The organism is Chromobacterium subtsugae (assembly GCF_001676875.1).
Taxonomy (GTDB): Bacteria; Pseudomonadota; Gammaproteobacteria; order Burkholderiales; family Chromobacteriaceae; genus Chromobacterium; species Chromobacterium subtsugae.
The window spans coordinates 95,808-117,636 of record NZ_JYKA01000007.1 but is presented as its reverse complement, the minus strand read 5'-3'; the positions used below and the strand labels follow the sequence as shown (position 1 = coordinate 117,636).

Here is a 21,829-nt window from a genome sequence, read left to right as displayed (position 1 = left end):
TGGACAAGTGTGCAATCGCGGCGCGGCTGTGGATAAGCGCCTTGGCAGTGCGGCAATGGCGGGACTGGCCGCGCGCAGGCTGATGGCTCCCGGCGCGATGCGCATCCGGATGGATTCGGCGCTTGGTTTCTCGGCTGTGCGTTGTGGATAAATCCGCGCTTTGGCTGCGCTTGTGGATAAGAGCGGGCGGCGGGCCGCCCGCTCGCGTCAGGCGATCAGTTCGGCCGCCGGCTGGCTTGCCGGCTCGCGCCGCGGCAGCGCCGCGCCGTCGCCGCCGAACAGGTGGCAATGGCGCGGGTCCGGCGCCAGGAAGCGGCGCTCGCCCGGGCGCGGCTCGGCCTCGTGGCCGGGCAGCCTCAGCGCGATGGGCTCGCCTTCGCCTTCGTGGCGCAGGTAGACGATCTGCTGATCGCCCAGATGCTCCACCAGCTGCACCGTCGCCGGCAGGCCGGATTCGGCGAAGAACAGGTGCTCGGCGCGCACGCCCAGCGTCGCCGCGCCGCCGGCGGCGGCGAAGGGCAGCGTCAGCCGGCAGCCGCCGGGCAGCTCCAGCTCCACGCCGTCGGCGCGCGGGTCCAGCGGCCGCGCCGCGATGAAGTTCATCTTGGGCGAGCCGAGGAAGCCGGCGACGAAGCGGTTGGCCGGGCGGTTGTACAGCTCCAGCGGCGTGCCCACCTGTTCGATGCGGCCGGCGTTGAACACCGCGATCCGGTGGCCCAGTGTCATCGCCTCCACCTGGTCGTGGGTGACGTAGATCATGGTGCTGCCCAGCTCCTTGTGCAGCCGCGCCAGTTCGATGCGCATCTGCACCCGGAGCGCGGCGTCCAGATTGGACAAGGGCTCGTCGAACAGGAACACGCCGGGCTTCCTGACGATGGCGCGGCCGATGGCCACGCGTTGGCGCTGGCCGCCGGACAGCGCCTTGGGCTTGCGCTCCAGCAGGTGTTCGATCTGCAGCGTCTGCGCGGCGCGGTTCACCGCGGCGTCGATCTCGGCCTTGCTTTTGCCGGCCAGCTTCAGGCTGAAAGCCATATTGCCGCGCACCGTCATGTGCGGGTACAGCGCGTAGCTTTGGAACACCATCGCCACACCGCGCTTGGCCGGCTCGATGTCGTTGGCCAACTGGCCGTCTATGCGCAGCTCGCCGGCGCTGATGTCCTCCAGCCCGGCGATCATGCGCATCATCGTCGATTTGCCGCAGCCGGACGGGCCGACGAAAACCATGAATTCGCCGTCGCGGATGTCCAGGCTGACATCGTGGATCACGGCGTTGCCGTCGTCGTAAACCTTGCGGATATTGCTCAATGACAGTCGGGACATTTCATTGCTCCTGGTGGGGGCCGCCCAGCGGTACCGGCAGCCGGCCGGCGGCGTCGATCTCGCCGGCCAGGCAGCGGCTGATGGCGTCCAGCGCGGCGTCGGCGAAGCCGTAGCTGATCAAGGCCGGCGCGGCGATGTCGGCGGCGGCGTAAGGGTTCCATAATGCCAGATGCAAGTCCGGCTTCCAGCTGTGTTGTTCGCGCCGGCGGTAGCGTTCGCGGCTGGTGGAGGCCAGCACGGTGAAGGCGCCGTCGCGCGGCAGCGTGGCCCAGTCGAGCATCGCCCGGTTTTTGAAGCGCACCACTTCCAGCGCGTGGCGGCGCGACAGCGCGGCGATCAGCCGGTCGGCGGACAGACCGGCTTCGGACACGCCGTCGGACGGCGCCTGGTCCTGCACCACTAGCCGCAGCCGCTGGCCGGCGGGCAAGAGGGGAACCTCGCCATGGGCGGTCAGCGCGCGGACCCAGGCGTCGGCGAACAGCGCCTCGTCGGCGGCGCGCTGTTCGGCCGCGTAGTCGTCATCGCCGAGGCTGGGGTAGCGCCGGGTCAGCGCGTCCACCCGCGCCGCGGCTTCTTGCATCCGTTCCGGCGCCAGCTCGCCGCCGCGCAGCGCGGCGCGCAGCGCGTTGAAGCTGGCTTCCATTTCATCGGGAAACTGCAGCACCAGCGCGAGATCCGCCCCGGCTTTCAGCGTCTGCACCGAGCCGGCGGCCTGGCCCCAGCGTTCGCGTATCGCCTTCATGTTCAGCGCGTCGGTGATGGCGACGCCCTGGAAGCCCAGCTCATGCCGCAGCAGGCCGGTGAGGATGGCCGGCGACAGCGTGGCCGGCCATTCCGGGTCCAGCGCCGGGAAGCGGATGTGAGCGCTCATCAGCGCCGGCGCGTGCGCGGATAGCGCCTTGAACGGCGCCAGCTCGTAGTCGCGCAGCTCGGCTTGAGGCTTGTCCACCACCGGCAGGTCCAGATGGGAGTCGGTGTGGGTGTCGCCGTGACCGGGGAAGTGCTTGACGCAGCAGGCCACGCCTTCGGCCAGGTGGCCTTCCATCCAGGCGCGGGCCAGGGCGGCGGCGCGCGCTGGCTCGGCGCCGAACGAGCGCTCGCCTATCACCGGATTGGCCGGGTTGTTGTTCAGATCCAGCACCGGGGCGAAGTTCCAGTTGACGCCCAGGCTCTTCAGCCCGCGCGCCACCGCGGCGCCGACCTGGCGCGCCAGCGCCGCGTCGCCGACGGCGGCCAGCGCCATCGCCGCCGGCGCCTGCGGCAGGAACAGCGTGCGCATCACGCCGCCGCCTTCCTGGTCCAGGCCCACCAGGATGTCGTCGCCCAGCGCGGCTTTCAGGCCCGCCACCAGGCGGCGCGTCGACGCCGCGTCCGGCACGTTGCGGCGGAACAGGCAGATGGCGCGCACCCGCATTTTCCTCAGCCGCGCCGCTTCTTCGGCGCCCAGGGCTGGCCCGGCCACGTCCACCATCAGACAGCGGCCGGCCAGTTGGTCCAGTTGTTCGTCGCTCAGGGTCATTTCACCGCTCCATCGAATCCGCGCAGGAAGTAGCGCTGGGTGAACAGGAACACGATCAGGATGGGCAGCACGGTCAGCACCGCGCCGGCCGCCACCACCCGCGTCTTGAAGCTGAAGGCGCCGGCCAGGTACAGCACGCCGACCGACAGCGGAAACTTTTCCGGGCTGGACATCACGATGGACGGCCAGATGTACTGGTTCCACGCCGACACCGTGGTGAGGATGGTCAGCGCCGCCAGCGCCGGCCGCGACAGCGGCAGCATGATTTTCCAGAAGATCTGCCATTCGCCGGCGCCGTCGACGCGGGCGGCGTCGATCAGATCCTGCGGCACCGCCTCGAACGCCTGCTTCATCAGGAAGATGCCCACCGCGCCGGCCAGCGTCGGCAGCACCACGCCGCCGTAGCTGTCGGTGAGGTGCAGCTTGGACACGGTGATGAAGTTGACCAGGAAATTGACCTCGCTAGGCAGGATCAGGGTGGCGAGGATGGCGCCGAACACCAGCCGGCGGCCGGGGAACTGCATGCGCGCCAGCGGGTAGGCGGCCAGCGCGCTGACCAAGAGCGTGCCTGCCACCGTCAGCGCGGTGATGGCCAGCGAGTTGCGGTAGAAGGCCAGGATGTCGATGCTGGACACCGCCTCGCGGAAGTTGGCCAGCGTCGGCGCGGTGGGCAGCAAGGGCGGCGGAAAGGCGAACACTTCGCCGTCGCCGGACAAGGCGGTCACCAGCGTCCACCAGAACGGGTAGACGGTGATCAGCCCGATGGCGGCCAGCGCCAGGTAATGGACGGCGCGGTTGCCCAGGCGCGCCAGCCGCGGCCGCGCGCGGATGGCGGCGGCAGCGGCGGGCAGGGTGGTGGAAGAATGCATCTGGCCTCCTCAGCGGTCGCGCGGTTGCAGGTAACGGAAATTCAGCCAGGCCAGCACGATGCAGAACGCCGACATCACCAGGCTGGCGGCCAGCGCGCGGCCGAAGTTCAGCGACTTGATGCCGAACTCGTAAGCGTAAAACAGCGCGGTGTAGGTGGACTGCATCGGCCCGCCCTTGGTCAGGATCTGCACTTCCTCAAACGCCTTCACCGCCGCCAGCATCGACATGATCGAGCACAGCAAGATGGTGGGCGCGAGCAGCGGCACGGTGATGCGCCAGAAGCGCTGCCAACGGCTGGCGCCGTCCAGTTGCGCGGCCTCGTGCAGGTCGGCCGGCATCGCCTGCAGGCCGGCCAGGTACAGCACCATATACCAGCCTATGCCGCGCCAGACGGTGATGAACATCACCGCGAACAGCGCGATATGGTCATCGTTGAGCCAGCCCACCGGATCGTTGATCAGATGCAGCCAGCGCAGCGCGGCGTTGAGCACGCCGTCTTCGGCGTACATGAAATTCCAGATGATGCCGATCACCGACACCGAGGTGACCACCGGCAGGTAGTAGGCGGCGCGGAACAGCTTGATGCCGGGCAGGCTGTTGTTGACCAGCACCGCCAGCAGGATGGCCAACAGCTGGATCGCCGGCACCACCAGCAGGTACAGCGCCGAATTCTTCAGCGCCGACAGGAACAGCTCATCGCCGAACAGCTCGCGGAAATTGTCCCAGCCCACCCACTGCGGCGCGTCGATCAGGTTATAGCGGGTGAAGGCGAGAAAGGAGCCGAAGCCCACCGGCCAGAACGAGAACGCCGCCAGCAGCACGAGCGCCGGCGCCAGGAACAGATAGGTCTGCAGGGTGGTTTTATGTGGTTTGCGCATCGGGGTTTCACCGGGCTGATTGCATGACGACAGCCCGCCGCGCGTGGCGGCGGGCGCGTGCCGCGTTTACAGCTTGCCGCTCCAGTAGGCGGCGGCCTCGTCCAGCGCCTGCTTGGCGTCCTGGCGGCCGGTCACCGCTTTTTCCACCGCGGCCGACAGCCTGGCCGACAGCGTGTCGGCGTTCTTCACCGACAGGAACAGGGTGCGGGTCTTGTCCAGGTTGGCGGCGGCGATGCCGACCGCCAGCTCGGCGGCGCCGGCGTTGCCGGACACTTTCTGGAAGTGCGGATCCAGCGCCGCCTTGCGGGCGGTGGGCAAGGTGCCGGCCAGCTTGGCGAAGGCCAGCTGGTTGTCGGCGTTGGTCAGGTAGTTGCCGAATTTGCCGACTTCCGGCAGCAGTGCCTTGTCCACATTGCGCGCCACCGCGAAATTGAACATCCAGCCGCCGGCGGCGATGCCGGTGGGGCCCAGCGGCGCCGGGGCGACGCGGGTGTCGCGGTACAGCTTGGGCGCTTCGTCGCGCACCCGGGTCAGCGTGGTCGGCGTCGATTCCAGCATCGCCAGCCGGCCGCCGTTGTACGCGGCCATCGCCACCTGGAAATTGTCCTGGGCGAACAGATTGTCCTTCAGCAAGGCGCCGGCCTTGTAGGCGTCGGCCAGCTTCTTGACGAAGGCGACGTGGGCCGGGCTGTTGAACGCCGGCTTGCCGTCCTTGACCACATCCAGGCCGTTTTGCATCAGCAGCGCCTCGATCTTGGTCGGGCCCAGCGTCGGCGCGAAGCCGGCCACGCCGGTTTTGGCCTTGATCTGTTTGGCGTAGGCCAGCTCCTCGTCGAACGATTTGGGCGGCTTGTTGGGGTCGAGGCCGGCCTTCTTGAACAGCGCGGCGTTGTAGGCGATGACGTTGGCGCCGTTGTAGTGCGGGAAGGCGTAGACCTTGCCGTTGAAGGTGACGTCCTTCAACGCGCCCGTCACGTACTGGCCCTTGTCTATCAGGCCGTCCAGCGGCTGGATCAGGTTTTGCTGCTGGTAGTCGTAGGTCCAGGGCACGTTCAGGTTGACCAGGGCCGGCGGCTTGCCGGCGCCGACTGCGGCGGTGAACTTGGCCTGGATCACGTCCCACGGGTAGTCGGTCCACTTCACTTCCACATTCGGATGCTGGGCGTTGTACTTGGCCACCAGCTCCTTGAAATAGCCGTCGAACTTGGGCGACAGGCTCATCGTCCACACTTCCAGCACCGGCTTGTCGGCGGCGTGGGCTGCCAGCGGCGCGGACAGGCCGGCGGCGATCAGCAGGGAAAGGCTCAGGGTCTTCAGCTTCATGTCTGGTTTTCTCCTTTGTGGCTTCGCCCATCGAACCCGATGGGCGAAGCGGCCGGCACTGGCAGACCGGCCACTTGGTGGATCAGAAGGTTTTGCTGTAGGAAGCGATCACTTTCACGTCGTTGCGGTCGCGCTTGCCGTAGAAGTCGCCGGAGCGGTACCAAGCGGGGTAAACGCCGATGCTGGCGCCCTTGAGCGGGCCGCTCTGCACCGTATAGCCGGCGCTGAGGTCGATTTCATGCGCCTTGCTGTCCGGCGCGCCGTTCGGGTTTTTCAGGCCGGTGGCGTAGTTGGCGCTGGCTCCCAGCGAGAAGCCCGGCAGGCCTTGCTTGGCGAAGTCGTAGTTGACTCCCAGCTTGACCACTTGGGTGCCGTCCCAGACGAAGTCGTCGTCCTGGCCCCAGGTCTGGATGAAGTTGCGGTTGTCGCTGTTGCCGTACGGCGTCATGCGGAAGTTCACTTCGCCGCCGTCCGGGTTATGGCTCTTGCCCAGGCCGCCTTGCACGGTGAGGCCGCCGGTGGTGTAAGCCAGGCTGGCGCTGGTGTGCCAGGCGGTTTGGGAGTTCTTCATGCCGAGCTGGGCTTCATCCTTGCCTTGGAAGTAGTAGGCGACGCCGGTCAGGCTGTCGCCGCCGGCCAGCTTCCAGGTGTAGGAGCCGGCGATCTGCGCGGTGCGGCGGTAGTCCTTGCCTTCGCCGACGCCGAAGTCGATGAAGGCGTTTTCCGGCGCGTAACGCAGGCCCAGGCTGTTGACGTAGTCCACCTGCTTGGCGGCGCTGCCGTTGCTGCGGCCCTGTTCCCAGGAATTGGTCATGTCGCGGAAGCGGTTGTCCCACTCGTTGCGGAACTGGTCGGCCCAGCCGTAGCCGATTTCGAAGTCGCCAAGCTTGTACTTGCCTTCGAAGCCGCGGTAGGAGTGCGACTGCAGGCCGCCGGAGGTGCCCATGGTGCCGATGCTGATCGGGGTGTAGCCGGCGCGGGCGGAAAAGCCCTGGCCGTCCGGGCTCTGGCGGAATTTCACCGCCGCCTGGCTCAGCACCGCGTCGCTTTTGTCCTTGCCGCCGCCGCCTTCGGCCGGATTGCTCATGTCCTTGTAGTCGTGGTACAGCACTTCGGAGAAACCTATGCCCTTGGTCAGGCGGATGGAACTATGGGCGGCGGCGTCGAAGCCCAGCACGTTCCAGGCATAGCCGGACTTGAAGTTCAGCCCCAGGTTCAGCGCGTTGACGCGGATATCGCCGCCGTTGCTGTTGTTCGGCTGTTTTTCCTGGCGGTCGCGGCCGTAGTACAGCGCGCTGAAGGTGGTTTCCGACTTGGTGATCAGGTCGTAGACATCGCTTGCCGGAATGGCCTGCTTGGTGCCTTTCAGCGCCGGGCCATCGCTGGAAGGCGGGACGGAGGGTTCTTCTTCCGCCAGGGCCAGGCCGGAAAGGGCGGCCAGGACGGCCAAGAGTAAGACGCGTTGCTTGTGCATTTATTGTCTCCAGGTCCAGTTGCGGAATCCCTGCGTGGAAGTCCTGGAGGCAAGTTAGCTGGTCTTATAGTGGTCTTCAAATGGTATGAGACTATTCTGGTTGAAATCGATTGTCATGGCGTTGCAATGCTGCCATGCGGGATGAAAATTCAAATAAAGTTATAAAAATAGCGGACAACTAAATGAATTTACTTAAGTTTGAATATAAATTTGAAATTTAATTTTGAATTTGCGCGCAAAACGCCAACAAGGCTGAGCACTGCCGAAATTCGATCCAATCAAATACCATTTTTATTTTCGTAAACCAACATCGCTGATCGTAGTGGTAATGCTGCGATGCAATATTTTGCTATCCGCGGCGCAAAAGGAAAAGCCGCCGGCAAGGCCGGCGGCGAGGGGGCGGGGAGACGCGCGCTCAGGCGCGCAGCGCCGTGGCGGAAATGGCGGGCAGCGGCGCATCGGCCGAATACGGCTGGCCGCCGGCCGGCAGCTTGAAATGGCTGATGGCAACTTGCAGCGCGCCGGCCATCTGCTCGACCTGGCTGGCGGCTTCGGCGGTCTGCACCGCGGCGGCGCTGGTTTCTTCCGACATCTGCGCCACCTGCTCGACATTGGCGGCGATGCCGGTGCCGGCCTGCTGCTGTTCGTTCAAGGAAATGGAGATGGTGGACAGCGACTGTTTCACCCGCTCCACATTGCCGCTGATGCCGGCGATCGCCTCGCGGGCGCGGGTGGCCTGGCTCAGGCCCACTTCCATCTGGTCCACGGTGTTGTGGATGTTTTCCACCACGTGCTGGCTGCAGTCCAGCATGTCGCGGATGCTGCCGCTGATCTCGGTGGTGGATTGCGCGGTGCGTTCCGACAGTTTGCGCACTTCGTCGGCCACCACCGCGAAACCGCGGCCCTGCTCGCCGGCGCGCGCCGCCTCGATCGCCGCGTTCAGCGCCAATAGATTGGTCTGCTCGGCCACGTCGCGTATCACCTGGATCACGTTGGCGATCTCCTGCGAGCGGCTGCCCATCAGGTCGGCCTGCTGCTGCGAGGCGCGCGCCTGCTCCGCCACGTGGTTGATGGTGCTCAGCGTCTCGCCGATGATGGCCTCGCCGCTATGCGCCAGCTGGCCGCTGGACACCGAGTCCTTGGCGACGTCGCTGGTATGGTCGTTGACCGAGCAGATGCTGACCGACAGCTGCTCCACCGAGGCGGACATCGACGACGCGGCGCGGGTCTGCTCCTCGGCGCTGGTGGCCACCTGCTCCGCCGCCGCCGCCAGTTCGGTGGCGCTGTTGGACAGCCGAAGGGTGATGGACTGCATATTGCGCACCAGCTGGATCAGCGCGCTCTGCATCCGCGACATCGAGGAGACGATGCTGTGCTGGTCGCCGGGCCGGACCTGCAGCTTCTGCCCCAGGTCGCCCTCGGCGATGCGTTCGGCCAGCGCCACCACGTCGCGCGGCTCGCCGCCCAGCTCGGCCAACAGGCCGCGCACGATCACCCAGGCCAGCAGGAAGCCTATCGCCACGCCGGCGACGATCAGCCCGATATTGGCGGCATGGCTGAACGCGGCGCGCTGCTGGGATTGGGCGAACTCTTCCGCCGCCACCCGCAGCTGCAGGTCGACCAGCGCGGCGATGCGCTGCGCCACCGGGTCGAGCGCCGAATACATTTCCTGGTCCACATAGGCTTGCAGCGCTGCCGCGTCGCCGCCGCGCACGATCCGGCTAAGTTTGTCCACGCTCTGGTTGGCGGCGGCCATCGCCGTTTCGGCCTGGTCGGCCAGCTGTTTTTCCTCCGGCGTCAGATAGGTGGCGCGGTAGTCGCCCCATTGCCGCTTCACGTCGGCCTGCGCCTTTTGCAGATTGTTGAAGAAGCTGGCCGGCGTCTGGCTGCGGTTGCGCAGCTTCTGCGCGTTGTCGACGATGCCCACCGCGTAGCCGTCGCCGACCACTTTCAGTTGCTTCAGGCACACCACGCGGTCGTTGTAGGTGGTGGCGAAGTCGCCGAGTATGCCTTCCTGAGTGCGCAGGCCGTACAGGCCGACCAGAATGGGAATGATGAGCAGGGCGACGACCATGATGGCCAGGCGCTGGCTGATGGTGAGTTGGCTGAACATGACAGGCTCGCAGGGGTAGGGGGCGCAGCCCCCGATATTCTTTGGGTAGCAGCCGTCATAAAGCTAATCAATTGGATTAGGCGGTTTTAGGTAGTGATACCTAGGACTATTACGCAACCGCGCCGGCTATCTATAAGCCGATGATTCCGTTATACTTTCGCGCCCGCCGCGCCAGGCGGTGATAACCCTTACTCCAGCCCGGAATTGCCATGAGCCTGTTGCCGCACCAAGTCGAACTGCTGTCACCCGCCAAAACCGCCGAAATCGGCCGCGAAGCCATCCTGCACGGCGCCGACGCGGTGTATATCGGCGGGCCGTCGTTCGGCGCGCGCCACAACGCCTGCAACAGCATCGAGGACATCGCCGGCCTGGTGCGGTTCGCCCACCGCTACCACGCGCGCATCTTCACCACGCTCAACACCATTCTGCACGACGCCGAGCTGGATGCCGCGCGCGCGCTGATCTGGCAGCTGTACGACGCTGGCGTGGACGCGCTGATCGTTCAGGACATGGGCATCCTGCAGATGGACCTGCCGCCTATCCAACTGCACGCGTCCACCCAGTGCGACATCCGCGACGCCGACAAGGCGCGCTTCCTGTCCGACGCCGGCTTCTCGCAGGTGGTGCTGGCGCGCGAGCTGACCATTCCGCAGATCAAGAAGATCGCCGACCGGGTGGCCGATTCCGCCACCATCGAATACTTCATCCACGGCGCGCTGTGCGTGGCCTTCTCCGGCCAGTGCTTCATCAGCCACGCCGACACCGGCCGCAGCGCCAACCGCGGCGACTGCTCGCAGGCCTGTAGGCTGCCGTACACGCTGACCGACGAAAAAGGCGGCGTGGTGGCCTTCGACAAGCACCTGCTGTCCATGAAGGACAACAACCAGAGCGCCAATCTGGAAGCGCTGCTGGACGCCGGCGTGCGCTCCTTGAAGATCGAGGGCCGCTACAAGGACGTGTCCTACGTCAAGAACATCACCAGCCACTACCGGCTGTTGCTGGACGAAATCTTCGAGCGCCGGCCGGAGCTGGCGCCGGCGGCCAGCGGCAGCAGCGAAATCTACTTCACGCCGGATCCGGACAAGACCTTCCACCGCGGCGCCACCGACTATTTCGCCACCGGCCGCAAGCAGGACATCGGCGCCTTCGATTCGCCCAAATTCGTCGGCGTCGGCTTGGGCACGGTGCATAAGGTCGGCGACGGCTGGCTGGAGATCGCCACCACCGAGCAGATGTCCAACGGCGACGGAATCAACTTCATGAAGAAGCGCGAAGTGGTGGGCATGCAGCTGAATACCGTCAAGCAGGTGGGCAAGGCCGAAGGCGGACTGCTGGTATGGCGCTGCGAGCCGAACGACCCGGCGGCGCTGCAAGGGCTGAAGCCCGGCGTCGACATCAGCCGCAACCGCGACCACGCCTGGGAGCTGGCGCTGCTGAAGAAATCGGCCGAGCGCCGCGTCGGCGTCTGGGCCGCGCTAAGGGAAACCGCCGGCGGCGGGCTGGAGCTGAGCTATACCGACGCCGACGGCTGCAGCGCCAGCGCTAGCGTGGATATGCCGCTTGAGCCGGCCAAGGACGCCGCCCGCGCCGAGCAAAGCCTGCGCGACGCCGCCGCCAAGCTCGGCAACACCATGTTCCAGGCGCACGACGTGGCGCTGAACCTGTCGCAGCCGTGGTTCGTGCCGGCCTCGGTCATCAACGGCCTGCGCCGCGAGGCGGTGGAAAAACTCGAAGCCGCCCGCGTCGCCGCCTGGCCGCGCCAGCCGCGCAAGGCGGCGGTGGAGCCGCCGGTCCGCTTTCCGCAGACCGAGCTGAGCTATCTCGCCAACGTCTACAACGCGCTGGCCTGGGACTTCTACAAGAAGCACGGCGTGGAAGTGATAGAGCCGGCCTACGAAGCGCACCAGGAAGAGGGCGAAGTCAGCCTGATGATCACCAAGCACTGCCTGCGCTTCTCCTACAACCTGTGTCCGAAGCAGGCCAAGGGCGTGAAGGGGGTGATGGGCCAGGTGCGCGCCGACCCGATGGTGCTGAAGTCCGGCAGCGAAACCTACACGCTGAAGTTCGAATGCCGCCCCTGCGAAATGCACGTGATGGGCAAGATGAAGAAGCACATTCTGAAAACGCCGCCGCCGAGCGAGATTCCGGCTTCCGCGCCGATTACCTTCTTCAAGCAGCGGCCGTAAGGCGCGTCACCATTCGTAGGGTGCGTCACCCCGCAGGGGCGACGCACCAAATTGGCCAGCAGTTGACAACAGGCAAGCCGTTCATGGCTTGCTTTTTTTATTGCTACCTGAACGTGGCTAAATGCGGTGGGCTGGATTTCAGCCTATTTTTATTTGGAGTGATGCGGCAAATTTCTTATCAGTGGAGGCTGTCTATGAAGTTCGTTGCCGTGGTTTTGATATCGATAATCTTGGCGGGATGTGCAGATACAGGGCCGCTGAAAATTGCAAAGGACACATACAGTATCTCTGTTAGGGTTCCTTTTTCTGGTCCATCCGGAGCAAAGGGTGATGCGTTGAACGAGGCAAATAGGTTCTGCACTTCTCAAGATAAGCAGCTGTTGCTGCAAAGTGAGAACTCATACGAGTGCGCACTTCATGGTGGTTGTGGTGAAGCGGAGATAACGTTTCTTTGTGTGGGTCAAAAAGACTCACGATATTCCACTCCACAGCAAATGCGGAAAGACAACGGCATTATCACGATACAGAATCGGTAATGACTTTGGTTTGACCGTGCGTTGGTAGCAGTTTTATATAGATCCGCTTTGAGGATGTTTGTTTTTAATGCCGGCTCCACCCGAGAACGTGTTCCTTTCTTTTGCGTCGCCAAAAGAAAGGAACGAAAGAAAAGGCGTCCCAACAGCGCGGTGAAACCTCGCTTCCAAAGTCACACTAAGGTACCGCCGAACTCGCGGGGGAGTTATCAGCGATCCGCTCAAACAGTAGGTGGCTTAAGGTTTCGAAGACGGCTGCTCGAATGGCAGAGGGGCAGTCGGATGGGTACTATTTCCCGGTGACTGTGGCGATGTTGGGAAAGTGAAGAAACTCCATCGGCATGACGTTGCGCTGACGATGGTCGGTCTGCAATCATGAGCCTTTGAACGCAAACGGAGGCCGACGCATGCAAAGCTATCGATTCACGGTCTACGGCCAGATGGTGGTGGCGGAGCGGCGCGACGCCGGCTGGCAGGCTTTCCTGCCCGGCAACGACGGCAAGCGCCGGCCCGCCGATTTCGTCATTCCGGACTGGGTGACGGAAGACGGATTGGCGCAATACCTGGAAGACCTGTTCCACGAGAACGCGACGCCGCGCAACGGCGGCGTGGCGCCGCTGGCGTGAACGGCGGGCGCGGCCGGCGCCCGGCAAAATGGCTGCCTTAGGGGGAAGTGATGATCTACCCGATGTTCGCGTTAGTGCTGTTGACCTTTTTCGTCGGCGTCCGTCTGGGGGCGACCCGGCTCGCTCATGCCCGCTCGGGCAAGGTGAAGGGCAGCTATTACCGGCTGATGCAGGGCGACGCGCCGCCAGACGGCGAATTGAAGCTGGCGCGCAATTTCTCCAACCTGTTCGAAACCCCGGTGCTGTTCTACGTGTTCGGCGCCATCGTCATCGCCAAGAACCTGGCCTCGCCGCTGCCCTTGGCGCTGGCCTGGGGCTATGTCGCGCTGCGCGCGGTCCATACGGCGATCCATCTCGGCCACAACCACCCGCTGCACCGCTTCCTGGCTTTTCTGGCGTCCAACATCCTGCTGCTGGCGATGTGGGCCTGGCTGGCGCTGGTTTTGTAAGCGGACCGCCGCCCGCGCCTGGCAGCTGCTTAGCAGCGGCCTTTCTTGGCCTGGCCCGGCGGGCAGGAACGGCCCTTGCCGCGCGCGTGATGGTGGCGGTGCTTGCGGTAGTCGCGCTTGGGCGCGTCGGCCTTGCGGCCGTAATCATGGCCGATGGCCGCGCCGGCGCCGCCGCCCACCGCGCCGCCGATGATGGCGCCGTTGCGGCCGCCGACCGCTTCTCCGACCGCCGCGCCGGCCGCGCCGCCCAAGGCGCCGCCGACTATGGTGGAGGTATCGGCCTGCGCCGCGGCGGCCAGCCCGGACAGGGCCAGGGCGAGAGTGAGGCTTGCGAGTTTCATGCTTGGATTCCTGCGACGGCAAACCGCTCCCCGCGCGTCGGCGCTGTCGTCAATGGCGGGGATAGGCTGCGATGATGAAATGAAAAACCGTGATCTTGGAGCCGGATCCGGCGCCGTGGTTCCCCGCGCCGCTGGCCGTTGACTTGCCGGGACGGCGGCCGACACAATGGCCGATCACCCTCATCGCCCGCCGCGCCATGCCCGATCTCGCCGCGCTTTTTCCCGCTTCCGCCTGGCCCGACTATCAAGGCGGCAGCCTGCTCAACCTGATGCAGACGCTGAGCAGCGAGCTAGGCGGCCCGGACCTGGGCCACGCGCCGCTGCGCGTTGACGCGCTGGACGGCATCGGCCGCCACCGCCATGTCTGCCTGCTGCTGATAGACGGGCTGGGAGACGCCCAGCTGCGGCGGTTGGGGCCGGACAGCCAGCTGCGGGCGCGGCAGCGGGCGCGGATCGACAGCGTGTTTCCGCCGACCACCGCCGCCGCCGTCACCACCGTGCTGACCGGCTGCGCGCCGGCTGAACACGGGCTGATAGGCTGGCACCAGCTGCACGGCGAGGAGATCATCGCGCCCTTGCCCCTGTATGTGCGCCATCCGGCCGGCAGCGCCAGCGCGCCGCAGGCGCTGGCCGACGCGCTGTATCGCGCGCCGCCGCTATTCGACCGCCTGGCGCGGCCGGCGGCCTGCCTGCTGCCGGATTTCATCGCCGATTCGCCATGCAGCCGCTTCCATGCCGGCGGCAGCGCGCGCTTGCCGTATCGCGGCCCGGCGGACGGGTTTGCCCAACTGGCCGCGCGGCTGCGCTCGCCCCGGCCCGCCTTCCATTACCTTTACCTGCCGCAGCTGGACACGGCGATGCACGAGCATGGCCCGGCCGCGCCGCAGGCGGAGATCCTGCTGGCGGAGCTGGATGCCGGCTTCGAGCGGCTGCTGATCGAAGCCGCCCAGCGCGACGCCGCGGTGGTGGCGATCGCCGACCACGGTTTTGTCGACGCGCCGGCCGGGCAGTGGCTGGACCTGGACGCCGACGCCGAACTCTACGGCATGCTGGCGCGGCCCTTGTCCGGCGAGACGCGGCTGGCCTATTGCCACCTGCGGCCCGGCAGCGCCGCGCGCTTCATCGAACTGGCGCGGCGCAGGCTGGGTCATGCCTGTTGGGCGGTTCCCAGCCAGGTTTTGCTCGACGCGCAGGCTTTCGGCCCCGGCCCGCGGCATCCCGACCTGGCGCGCCGCTGCGGCGAGGCGGTGTTGATCGCCAAGCCGGGCTGGAATATTCGCGACACGCTGCCGTGGGAGAAGCCGCTGCGGCTGGCCGGCGTGCATGCCGGCGTCCACCCGGACGAGATGGCGATTCCCTTGATCGCGTTCCGGCCGTGAGGCCGGGGGTCTAGCCGGGGAGGCGCGCCGCGGATGGTATGCTGGCAAGGTTTTCATCGTTTCAAGGCAAGAAGGCATGTACAACAATGACGACCTGGACGCCGCGGCGGCGGCCGGGATTTTCAGCCAGCAGGCGATAGACGACTTCCGCGCGCTGGCGGCGCAGCGGCGCCATACCCAGATGGCGGACGAGGAGCATTTCCGCCTGCTGTCGGGCTTCAACGACATTTTCGTGGTGATCGCCAGCGTGTTGCTGCTGGTGTCGGTGAGTTGGGTGGCCGGCTCGCTGTCCAAGCTGCTGGCGCCATGGCTGGCGGCGGCGGTGTCCTGGCCGCTGGCCGAGTATTTCGTCCGGCGCCGGCGCATGGCCTTGCCGGGCATCCTGTTGCTGGGCAGCTTCGTGCTGTGCAGCGGCGGCGGCATGATGGCGCTGTGCCTGGATTGGCTGCCGGGCGGCGAGGAGGCGGTCAAGCCGATCACTATGCTGGCTTCAGGCCTGACCGCGGCGCTGGCGGCCTGGCTGCACTGGCGGCGCTTCAAGGTGCCGATCACCGTGGCGATGGGCGTGGGCGCGCTGGTGGCGATGACGGCGCTGGCGGTCGCGGCGCTGCTGCCGGAATCGCTGGGCTTGTCCAATGCGCTGCTGGCCGCGGGCGGCGCGCTGGCTTTCCTGCTGGGCGTCCACTGGGACCGGCAGGACCCGGCGCGGCAGAAGCGCCAGTCCGACGTGGCGTTCTGGCTGCACCTGCTGGCCGCGCCGCTGCTGGTGCATCCGCTGTTTTCCATGTTGGGCATCATGAATGGCAACACCGGCATGGCGATGCTGCTGGCGGTGATCGCGTTGTACGCGGTGTTCGGCCTGGTGTCGCTGGTGATAGACCGCCGCGCGCTGATGGTGTCGGCGCTGGCCTATGTGCTGTACGCGTTCAACCAGCTGTTGCAGCATGCCGGCCTGGAGAGCGCCGGCTTCGGCGTGGCCGGGCTGTTGATCGCGTCGGGCTTGTTGCTGCTGTCGGCATTCTGGCAACCGTGCCGCAGCGCCGCGTTGCGGCGCCTGCCGCCCAAGCTGCGGGCGTGGCTGCCGCCGTTGAAGTAAGGGGGCTCGCAACGGGCTGGGGGCGGCTGCTGGGCGGCGGGGCCGCCGCCCAGCGAGTACAATCGAGATATCCCGCCATCGCCGCCGCGCGCAAGGACCGCCATGTTTCCATTGATCGTCACGCTTGAAGTCACCCTGCCCGAGGACGTGCCGCTGGTGGCCGACGCGCTGGCGCGCATGCGCCCGCTGTGCCTGGCCGAGCCGGGCTGCTTGCTGTGGCAGGCCTACCATTCCCAGGCCCATCCGCTGCGCTTCGTGTTGGTGGAGCATTGGGAGAGCCAGGCGCACTGGGAGGCGCACGGCAAGCTGTCCGCCATCCAGGGCATCTATCTGCCCGAGGTGCTGCCGCGCGTCAGCCGGGCGGCGCATCCGTCGGTGTTGCTGGGCGATGGCGACGGCGATTGAGCGTTGATCGCCATCGGCCAGCGCTTGCCTGCCGCCGGCCGCGCCATTAGAATGCGCGCTCCCCGCTTGGGGAAAGTTTCGCGTATTCAATGCCTTAAGGATGAGCCGTGGCCGACGTCAACCGCCTGGAAACCTGGATCAAGTACAAGAATGGCCTGTGCGGCGACTGCGTGGCGTCCTGTTGCACGATGCCGGTTGAGGTGAGGCTGCCTGACCTGATCCGCATCGGCGTGGTGGACGAGTTCGAGCTGGAAGAGCCGATCAAGAACATCGCCAAGCGGCTGGAAAAGCAGCGGGTGATCCAGCACTTCAATTTCAAGAACAGCCTGTTCACGCTGGCGCAGCGCGCCAATGGCGATTGCCTGTACCTGGACGCCAAAACCCGGCTATGCACCATCTATGAAAAGCGGCCGAATACCTGCCGCAACCATCCCAAGGTCGGCCCCAAGCCCGGCTTCTGCGCCTATACCCGCAATCCCGCCGCGCCGCGCTGAGCAGCCTTGCCGTTTCGGCCCTTGAGCCGGCGGGCGTCCTGCGTGGAAACTCCAAGCCGCGCCATCGCGTTCCACGTGGAACCATGGCGCGGGTGCGGCGTTTGTTCTCCAGTTTTGGCATAAGGGCCGACCGGGACCGCGCCCGGCGGGCCGCCGCGCGGGAGGCGGTTACTGGGCGGTTGTCGGCGGCGGGGTTTGCGCGGCCGGCGCGTCCACCAGGGTCATGTCGTGCAGCGACAGCGGCACGCTGGGTTGCACCCGGGAGGTGTCGAAGGGGCGGGAATTGGCGTCCTGGGCGCTGGCGATGCCAGTGGCGAGGAACAGGCAGGCCATCAACGGCGCGTACAGTCTGGTCATGACGAAGTCCTTTGCTGATGGAGGAACGGATGGCCTGGCGCGCCACTTTAACAGTGGGCCGCGATGCGGCCATGCTTGCAGTATCGTCCGTGTTTTGACGAATGATATGGCCTGAAATTCCCTTTTTGTTTCAATATGTTAATGGTATTTGAAAAGATGGCGCGATGCGCCGACGGCATGCCGCGCCGCTGGGGATGCGGCGGGCAATGCCGGGAGGGATGGCGCGCTCACATGCGCGGCGGTGGCAGGTAGGACGGCGCCATGCGCTGGCCGGGCAATTGGTTGCCCTTCGCGTACATGCACTGCTGGTAGGAGATGTTGTAGCGGGTTTGCGCGTCGTAACCGGCATAGGCGCCGTTGGAGCCGCCCGCCGCGGTGCCGGCCAGCAGGCCGACGCCGGCGCCGACCCCGGCGCCCTGGTGGTTGCCGCCTATCAGCGCGCCGGCCGCCGCGCCCACCACGGTGCCCAGCGCCATATTGGCGGCCAGGCTGGTGTTGGCGGCCTCGTTGTTGCTGACGCCGCTGCTGGAGGCGGCGTAGGCGCGGCATTGCTGCTCTTCCTGGGCGAAAACTTCAAACGGCTTGCCCGGCGCCGGCATCACCGCGACGGTGGGGCCGGTGGGCAGTGTGGTGCAGGCTGCCAGCAGCGGCGGCAGCAGCAGCGCGTAATAGCGTTTCTTCATGGCGCGTCTCCCGGGCTATTGCGGCTTGGCCGGGACGGTTTTCCAGCCGCCGGGGCATTCGCTGACATACGGATAGTACTGTTTGACCGCCTTGCAGTAGTACCAGACCTGCGCCGGTTCCGGCGGCGCGGCGGCGATGGGCGGCGCAGGCGGGGCCATGGGCGCGGGTGGCGCGATGGGTGCCACCACCACCGGCGGCGCGTACAGGCTGGGATAGGGATAGACCGGCGCGGCGTAGAAATACCAGGCGCCGCCGACCACCCACCACCAGCCCATGCGGCCGTGGTAGTAGCCATGGTTCCAGTAGCCGCCGCGCCAGACGTCGATGCTGATGCGCGGCGGGCCGCCATGGTGGTAATAAGCCTCGGCCGGGGCCACGGCGGCCACTGCCAGCGTGGCAGCCAGCATGACGCCGCTCAAGCGGATGTAGCCTTTCATGATATTGCCTCTTTCTGCCGCTTGCGCCGGTTCCGAGTCCGCGGGCCGGCCGCATGGATGGATGTGTCGATCAGCCGTTGGCGGGCGCGGAAGCCGCGCGCTTGCCGTGGTGGGGACCCTTGCCGTGCGGACGGTGCAAGTGGTCCATGATTTTTTGCTGTTCGGGCGTCAATTGGGCGTAGAAGGCTTTCAGCGCGTCCAGATGCTTCTGCATTTCCGCCTGGCGATGCTGCATCATGCGCTCCATTTTTTCCGGCGCGGTGGCGTTGTCATCGACAGGCGGCTTGGCCATCTTCTCGTGTTTCATCGACGCGGTGAAGGTCTGCCAGGCGGCTTCCTGCTGCGGCTGGATCTTCAGCTTGTCGTGCAGCATCTGCAGGTGCTTGGCCATCATGGCTTCGCGCTTGGCCGGATCCATGTGCCAGCCTTTGGGCGCGCCGTCGGCGCCGGCGTCCTGGGCGTAGGCCGCGCCGCTGCCGGCGATCAGCAATCCGGCGAGCAGCAGGGGCTTGAGCAGCTTGGTCATGATGTTTTCCTTCCGTTGTCGGGTTTGGGTGCTTGCAGTATTGGATGCAATTGTCTGGCGAGTTTTTCGCGAAAATTCGCTTGTGTTTAAGACTGTTAACCCGCAATACCCTGTTGATATCTTTCCCGGCCGCAGTGAAGCCGTTCCGCCTGGGCTAGAGTGAAGTCTGGAGCGCGACGACTGCGGGGGAGAGCCAGATGGCTGAGGCGGACAAGGCGGGATGGTGGTCGCTGGGGCAGCACTGGATGGATTACTGGACGGACGCCGCCCAGCGCGGCGTGTTGTTCTTCGACGTGCTGCGCGAGCGGGGCGATACCTATCTGGAGCACGCGGCTTCCGGCCATCCGCCGGTGCTGGTGTTCGATTTCGACATCATCGTCGACGGCCGCGAGCTGGCGCAGCCGGTCAACTACGCGCTGGCGGCGATCCGCCCGCCGGACGGCTGCCCGGCCGCCGACGCCGGCAAGCGGCCTTTCGTGGTGATAGACCCGCGCGCCGGCCACGGCCCGGGCATAGGCGGCTTCAAGATGGACAGCGAGATCGGCATCGCGCTGCGGCAGGGCCATCCGTGCTATTTCGTGATGTTTTTCCCGGTGCCGGTGCCGAACCAGACCATAGAATGCGTGTGGCGGGCGGAAAAGGTGTTCCTGCAGAAAGTGAACGAGCTGCATCCGTGCGGCCGCGCCGGCAAGCCTTTCGTCATCGGCAACTGCCAGGGCGGCTGGGCGCTGGCGATGCTGGCGGCGTCGGCGCCGGAGCTGGTGGGGCCGATACTGCTGGCCGGCTCGCCGCTGTCCTACTGGGCCGGCGTGGCCGGCAAGAACCCGATGCGTTACCAAGGCGGACTGATGGGCGGCACCTGGCTGGCCTCGCTGGCCGGCGACCTGGGCCATGGCCAGTTCGACGGCGCGCAATTGGTCGGCAATTTCGAGCAGCTGGACCCGGCCAACACCTACTGGAAAAAAGCCTACCATTTGTACTCGCATGTCGACGGCGAGCGCGAGCGTTTTCTGGAATTCGAACGCTGGTGGGGCGGCCATTACCTGCTGAACAAGCAGGAGATGGAGTGGATCAGCCAGAACCTGTTCGTCGGCAACCGCCTCAGCCGCGGCGAAATCTATCTGGAAGACGGCGAGCAGCGCATCGACCTCAGGCAGATCCGCTCGCCCATCATCGTGTTCGCCTCCTGGGGCGACAACATCACGCCGCCGCAGCAGGCATTGTTCTGGATCGCCGACCTTTACCGCAACGTCGAGGACATCCGCAGCAACGAGCAGACCATCGTCTACTGCCTGCACGAGCAGGTGGGCCACCTGGGCATCTTCGTTTCCGCCGGCGTCGCCAACAAGGAGCACAGCGAGCTGGCCAGCGCGCTGGACCTGATAGACGTGCTGCCGCCCGGCCTTTACGAGGCGGTGATCACCGATACCTACCCGGAAACCCCTGGCCTGCAATACTTGCAAGGCCGCTACATCATCCGTTTCGAACCGCGCGAGGTGGACGACATCCTGGCGCTGGGCGATGGCCGCGACGGCGAGCGCGCCTTCCAGGTGGTGAAGCGGGTGGCGGAGATCAACCAGCAGCTGTACGACTGCTTCGTCTCGCCGTGGCTGCAGGCCTTCGGCTCGCCACAATCGGCGCACTGGCTGCGCGAGTCGCACGCGTCGCGGGCGGAGCGGCGCTGGTTTTCCAGCCGCAATCCGCTGTTGGGCAGCCTGCCGGGCTGGGCGGACAAGGTGCGCGCGGCGCGGCGGCCGCTGGGCGAGGACAACCCGTTCTGGCAATGGCAGGAAACCCTGTCCAGCTGGACCGCCAGCGCGCTGGACGGCTGGCGCGACCAGCGCGACGCCTTGAAGGAAATGACTTTCCGCGCGGTGTACGACGCGCCGCTGACCGCCGCGTTGGTGGGCCTGCATCCCAAGCGCGAATACAGCGTGCGCCGGCAGCAGGGCGGCTGGGAGCGCGGCGAGATGCTGCGGCTGAAGCGGCGGGAGCTGGAGGAGTACTACTCGCAGGGCGGCGCGGTGGACGGCTTTCTGCGGCTGCTGATCTATGTCGCCATCGGCACCGGGGTGGTGGATGTGCGGCCGTTCAACGCGATACGCCGCGTGATGCAGGACACTGGCCTCGGCGAGGAGCTGACGCTGGAGGAGTTCAAGCAGGTGGTGCGGCGCCAGACCTGGCTGGTGCGCAACGACGAGAAGCGCGCGCTGGAGACGATAGGCGATCTGCTGCCGGACGAGCAGCAGCGGCAGATGGCGCTGGAGCTGGTGATGCTGCTGCTGGCCGCCGCCGGGCCGATCAGCGTGGAAAAGCAGCAGCGGCTGGGCCGGGTGGCGCTGGCGATGGGGGTGGACGGCGGCGGCACCCGGACGGCAGACCCCGGCGAGCTGTACCCGGCGCCGGACGCCGCGCCGGCCAAGGCTCCCGCCAAGCGCGCCCGCCGCAAGGCCGGCGGCGCCAACTAGCTTTGCCAGCGCGCGGGCGCGGCCTTACACTCGCGGCTTTCACATGGCAGGACCGATAGGATGAACGCAGCGCAGTCCAACAACCCGACTCATGGCGTCACGCTGGAGACAATGCTGATCGAGCTGCAGGCCCATTACGGCTGGGACGGGCTGGGCCAAAGGGTCAATATCCGCTGCTTCCAGCTGGACCCCAGCATCAAGTCCAGCCTCACCTTCCTGCGGCGCACGCCCTGGGCGCGCGCCGAGGTGGAGGCCCTGTACGTCCAGTTCAAAACCCGCTCCGCCGCGCCGGCGGATAGCCGCCCGCGCTTGTTCGGCAAGAAGGCCGGTTAGGGCCACCTTTCGCCGTCC

At 66.2% G+C, this 21,829-nt stretch carries 22 protein-coding genes; 10 read left to right on the top strand and 12 right to left on the bottom strand.

Features of this window, described 5'->3' with window-relative positions:
• Window positions 1–207: 207 nt before the first annotated feature.
• The 7 genes from MY55_RS11585 to MY55_RS11555 all read right to left on the bottom strand — a co-directional run bounded on the left by MY55_RS11585 (window position 208) and on the right by MY55_RS11555 (window position 9,497).
• On the bottom strand, window positions 208–1,320 hold the full coding sequence (locus MY55_RS11585) for an ABC transporter ATP-binding protein (RefSeq protein ID WP_047237462.1): 1,113 nt from the start codon (window positions 1,318–1,320) through the stop codon (window positions 208–210).
• Window position 1,321: 1 nt separating this feature from the next.
• Entirely contained in the window at window positions 1,322–2,839 is a 1,518-nt protein-coding gene (gene nagZ / locus MY55_RS11580) for a beta-N-acetylhexosaminidase (protein ID WP_047237463.1), read from the bottom strand.
• The gene (locus tag MY55_RS11575) at window positions 2,836–3,708 is read right to left on the bottom strand and encodes a carbohydrate ABC transporter permease (protein ID WP_047237464.1); all 873 of its coding nucleotides are present in this window, start codon (window positions 3,706–3,708) and stop codon (window positions 2,836–2,838) included. Before MY55_RS11575 ends, nagZ begins: the two co-directional genes overlap by 4 nt.
• Before the next feature lie 9 nt (window positions 3,709–3,717).
• A complete protein-coding gene (locus tag MY55_RS11570) occupies window positions 3,718–4,587 on the bottom strand; it encodes a carbohydrate ABC transporter permease (protein ID WP_047237465.1) in 870 nt (289 codons plus the stop codon).
• Window positions 4,588–4,653: 66 nt separating this feature from the next.
• The gene (locus MY55_RS11565; RefSeq protein WP_043574946.1) at window positions 4,654–5,910 is read right to left on the bottom strand and encodes an extracellular solute-binding protein; all 1,257 of its coding nucleotides are present in this window, start codon (window positions 5,908–5,910) and stop codon (window positions 4,654–4,656) included.
• A gap of 82 nt (window positions 5,911–5,992) precedes the next feature.
• Window positions 5,993–7,384 carry an OprD family outer membrane porin gene (locus MY55_RS11560; protein ID WP_080509640.1) on the bottom strand — a complete coding sequence of 464 codons (1,392 nt, stop codon included), beginning with the start codon at window positions 7,382–7,384 and terminating at the stop codon, window positions 5,993–5,995.
• Window positions 7,385–7,799: 415 nt separating this feature from the next.
• On the bottom strand, window positions 7,800–9,497 hold the full coding sequence (locus tag MY55_RS11555; RefSeq protein ID WP_065202381.1) for a methyl-accepting chemotaxis protein: 1,698 nt from the start codon (window positions 9,495–9,497) through the stop codon (window positions 7,800–7,802).
• Window positions 9,498–9,706: 209 nt separating this feature from the next.
• On the opposite strand from MY55_RS11555, the gene MY55_RS11550 reads away from it, so the two are divergent.
• The 4 genes from MY55_RS11550 (at window position 9,707) to MY55_RS11540 (ending at window position 13,291) form a co-directional block, all read left to right on the top strand.
• Window positions 9,707–11,683, top strand: coding sequence for a peptidase U32 family protein (locus tag MY55_RS11550; RefSeq protein WP_047237467.1), 1,977 nt, complete (start codon window positions 9,707–9,709; stop codon window positions 11,681–11,683).
• Window positions 11,566–12,219, top strand: coding sequence for a hypothetical protein (locus tag MY55_RS24075; protein WP_208856036.1), 654 nt, complete (start codon window positions 11,566–11,568; stop codon window positions 12,217–12,219). Before MY55_RS11550 ends, MY55_RS24075 begins: the two co-directional genes overlap by 118 nt.
• A gap of 404 nt (window positions 12,220–12,623) precedes the next feature.
• Window positions 12,624–12,842, top strand: coding sequence for a DUF7661 family protein (locus MY55_RS11545; protein WP_043574955.1), 219 nt, complete (start codon window positions 12,624–12,626; stop codon window positions 12,840–12,842).
• 50 nt (window positions 12,843–12,892) lie between these two features.
• Window positions 12,893–13,291: an MAPEG family protein gene (locus MY55_RS11540; RefSeq protein WP_047237468.1), complete on the top strand. Its 399-nt coding sequence runs from the start codon at window positions 12,893–12,895 to the stop codon at window positions 13,289–13,291.
• 29 nt (window positions 13,292–13,320) lie between these two features.
• On the opposite strand, the gene MY55_RS11535 is transcribed toward MY55_RS11540, so the two are convergent.
• A complete protein-coding gene (locus tag MY55_RS11535; protein WP_047237469.1) occupies window positions 13,321–13,632 on the bottom strand; it encodes a glycine zipper domain-containing protein in 312 nt (103 codons plus the stop codon).
• An 89-nt stretch (window positions 13,633–13,721) separates the two neighbouring features.
• Here MY55_RS11535 and MY55_RS11530 point away from each other — a divergent pair, with 89 nt between their 5' ends.
• The 4 genes from MY55_RS11530 (at window position 13,722) to MY55_RS11515 (ending at window position 17,006) form a co-directional block, all read left to right on the top strand.
• Window positions 13,722–15,011, top strand: a complete 1,290-nt coding sequence (locus MY55_RS11530) for an alkaline phosphatase family protein (RefSeq protein ID WP_244270677.1) — start codon at window positions 13,722–13,724, stop codon at window positions 15,009–15,011.
• A gap of 76 nt (window positions 15,012–15,087) precedes the next feature.
• Complete coding sequence (locus MY55_RS11525; RefSeq protein ID WP_047237470.1) at window positions 15,088–16,107, top strand: hypothetical protein; 1,020 nt, start codon at window positions 15,088–15,090, stop codon at window positions 16,105–16,107.
• A gap of 102 nt (window positions 16,108–16,209) precedes the next feature.
• Window positions 16,210–16,512, top strand: coding sequence for a putative quinol monooxygenase (locus tag MY55_RS11520; RefSeq protein WP_043574963.1), 303 nt, complete (start codon window positions 16,210–16,212; stop codon window positions 16,510–16,512).
• Window positions 16,513–16,619: 107 nt separating this feature from the next.
• Window positions 16,620–17,006 (top strand): YkgJ family cysteine cluster protein, encoded by a 387-nt coding sequence (locus tag MY55_RS11515; protein WP_043574965.1) that lies wholly within the window; start codon window positions 16,620–16,622, stop codon window positions 17,004–17,006.
• A 168-nt stretch (window positions 17,007–17,174) separates the two neighbouring features.
• On the opposite strand, the gene MY55_RS11510 is transcribed toward MY55_RS11515, so the two are convergent.
• The 4 genes from MY55_RS11510 to MY55_RS11495 all read right to left on the bottom strand — a co-directional run bounded on the left by MY55_RS11510 (window position 17,175) and on the right by MY55_RS11495 (window position 19,010).
• The gene (locus tag MY55_RS11510) at window positions 17,175–17,363 is read right to left on the bottom strand and encodes a hypothetical protein (protein ID WP_043574967.1); all 189 of its coding nucleotides are present in this window, start codon (window positions 17,361–17,363) and stop codon (window positions 17,175–17,177) included.
• 227 nt (window positions 17,364–17,590) lie between these two features.
• Complete coding sequence (locus MY55_RS24070; RefSeq protein ID WP_043574969.1) at window positions 17,591–18,046, bottom strand: glycine zipper family protein; 456 nt, start codon at window positions 18,044–18,046, stop codon at window positions 17,591–17,593.
• A 15-nt stretch (window positions 18,047–18,061) separates the two neighbouring features.
• Entirely contained in the window at window positions 18,062–18,484 is a 423-nt protein-coding gene (locus MY55_RS23450; protein WP_052878005.1) for a hypothetical protein, read from the bottom strand.
• 70 nt (window positions 18,485–18,554) lie between these two features.
• The gene (locus MY55_RS11495; protein WP_052878006.1) at window positions 18,555–19,010 is read right to left on the bottom strand and encodes a Spy/CpxP family protein refolding chaperone; all 456 of its coding nucleotides are present in this window, start codon (window positions 19,008–19,010) and stop codon (window positions 18,555–18,557) included.
• 197 nt (window positions 19,011–19,207) lie between these two features.
• Between MY55_RS11495 and MY55_RS11490 the strand changes: the two genes are divergently transcribed.
• Together MY55_RS11490 and MY55_RS11485 are read left to right on the top strand one after the other, a co-directional pair.
• Window positions 19,208–21,478 carry a TerB family tellurite resistance protein gene (locus tag MY55_RS11490; protein ID WP_047243659.1) on the top strand — a complete coding sequence of 757 codons (2,271 nt, stop codon included), beginning with the start codon at window positions 19,208–19,210 and terminating at the stop codon, window positions 21,476–21,478.
• Between the two features lie 60 nt (window positions 21,479–21,538).
• On the top strand, window positions 21,539–21,811 hold the full coding sequence (locus tag MY55_RS11485; RefSeq protein ID WP_043574971.1) for a VF530 family protein: 273 nt from the start codon (window positions 21,539–21,541) through the stop codon (window positions 21,809–21,811).
• The last annotated feature ends 18 nt before the right edge of the window (window positions 21,812–21,829 follow it).

Coding starts and splice junctions, on each gene's coding strand:
- MY55_RS11585 (WP_047237462.1), bottom strand. CDS start 1,320: ATGTCCCGACTGTCATTGAGCAATATCCGCAAGGTTTACGACGACGGC.
- MY55_RS11495 (WP_052878006.1), bottom strand. CDS start 19,010: ATGACCAAGCTGCTCAAGCCCCTGCTGCTCGCCGGATTGCTGATCGCC.
- MY55_RS11555 (WP_065202381.1), bottom strand. CDS start 9,497: ATGTTCAGCCAACTCACCATCAGCCAGCGCCTGGCCATCATGGTCGTC.
- MY55_RS11550 (WP_047237467.1), top strand. CDS start 9,707: ATGAGCCTGTTGCCGCACCAAGTCGAACTGCTGTCACCCGCCAAAACC.
- MY55_RS11535 (WP_047237469.1), bottom strand. CDS start 13,632: ATGAAACTCGCAAGCCTCACTCTCGCCCTGGCCCTGTCCGGGCTGGCC.
- MY55_RS11485 (WP_043574971.1), top strand. CDS start 21,539: ATGAACGCAGCGCAGTCCAACAACCCGACTCATGGCGTCACGCTGGAG.
- MY55_RS24070 (WP_043574969.1), bottom strand. CDS start 18,046: ATGAAGAAACGCTATTACGCGCTGCTGCTGCCGCCGCTGCTGGCAGCC.
- MY55_RS11510 (WP_043574967.1), bottom strand. CDS start 17,363: ATGACCAGACTGTACGCGCCGTTGATGGCCTGCCTGTTCCTCGCCACT.
- MY55_RS11560 (WP_080509640.1), bottom strand. CDS start 7,384: ATGCACAAGCAACGCGTCTTACTCTTGGCCGTCCTGGCCGCCCTTTCC.
- MY55_RS11545 (WP_043574955.1), top strand. CDS start 12,624: ATGCAAAGCTATCGATTCACGGTCTACGGCCAGATGGTGGTGGCGGAG.
- MY55_RS23450 (WP_052878005.1), bottom strand. CDS start 18,484: ATGAAAGGCTACATCCGCTTGAGCGGCGTCATGCTGGCTGCCACGCTG.
- MY55_RS11520 (WP_043574963.1), top strand. CDS start 16,210: ATGTTTCCATTGATCGTCACGCTTGAAGTCACCCTGCCCGAGGACGTG.
- MY55_RS11490 (WP_047243659.1), top strand. CDS start 19,208: ATGGCTGAGGCGGACAAGGCGGGATGGTGGTCGCTGGGGCAGCACTGG.
- MY55_RS11525 (WP_047237470.1), top strand. CDS start 15,088: ATGTACAACAATGACGACCTGGACGCCGCGGCGGCGGCCGGGATTTTC.
- MY55_RS11565 (WP_043574946.1), bottom strand. CDS start 5,910: ATGAAGCTGAAGACCCTGAGCCTTTCCCTGCTGATCGCCGCCGGCCTG.
- MY55_RS11575 (WP_047237464.1), bottom strand. CDS start 3,708: ATGCATTCTTCCACCACCCTGCCCGCCGCTGCCGCCGCCATCCGCGCG.
- MY55_RS24075 (WP_208856036.1), top strand. CDS start 11,566: ATGCCGCCCCTGCGAAATGCACGTGATGGGCAAGATGAAGAAGCACAT.
- MY55_RS11540 (WP_047237468.1), top strand. CDS start 12,893: ATGATCTACCCGATGTTCGCGTTAGTGCTGTTGACCTTTTTCGTCGGC.
- MY55_RS11570 (WP_047237465.1), bottom strand. CDS start 4,587: ATGCGCAAACCACATAAAACCACCCTGCAGACCTATCTGTTCCTGGCG.
- nagZ (WP_047237463.1), bottom strand. CDS start 2,839: ATGACCCTGAGCGACGAACAACTGGACCAACTGGCCGGCCGCTGTCTG.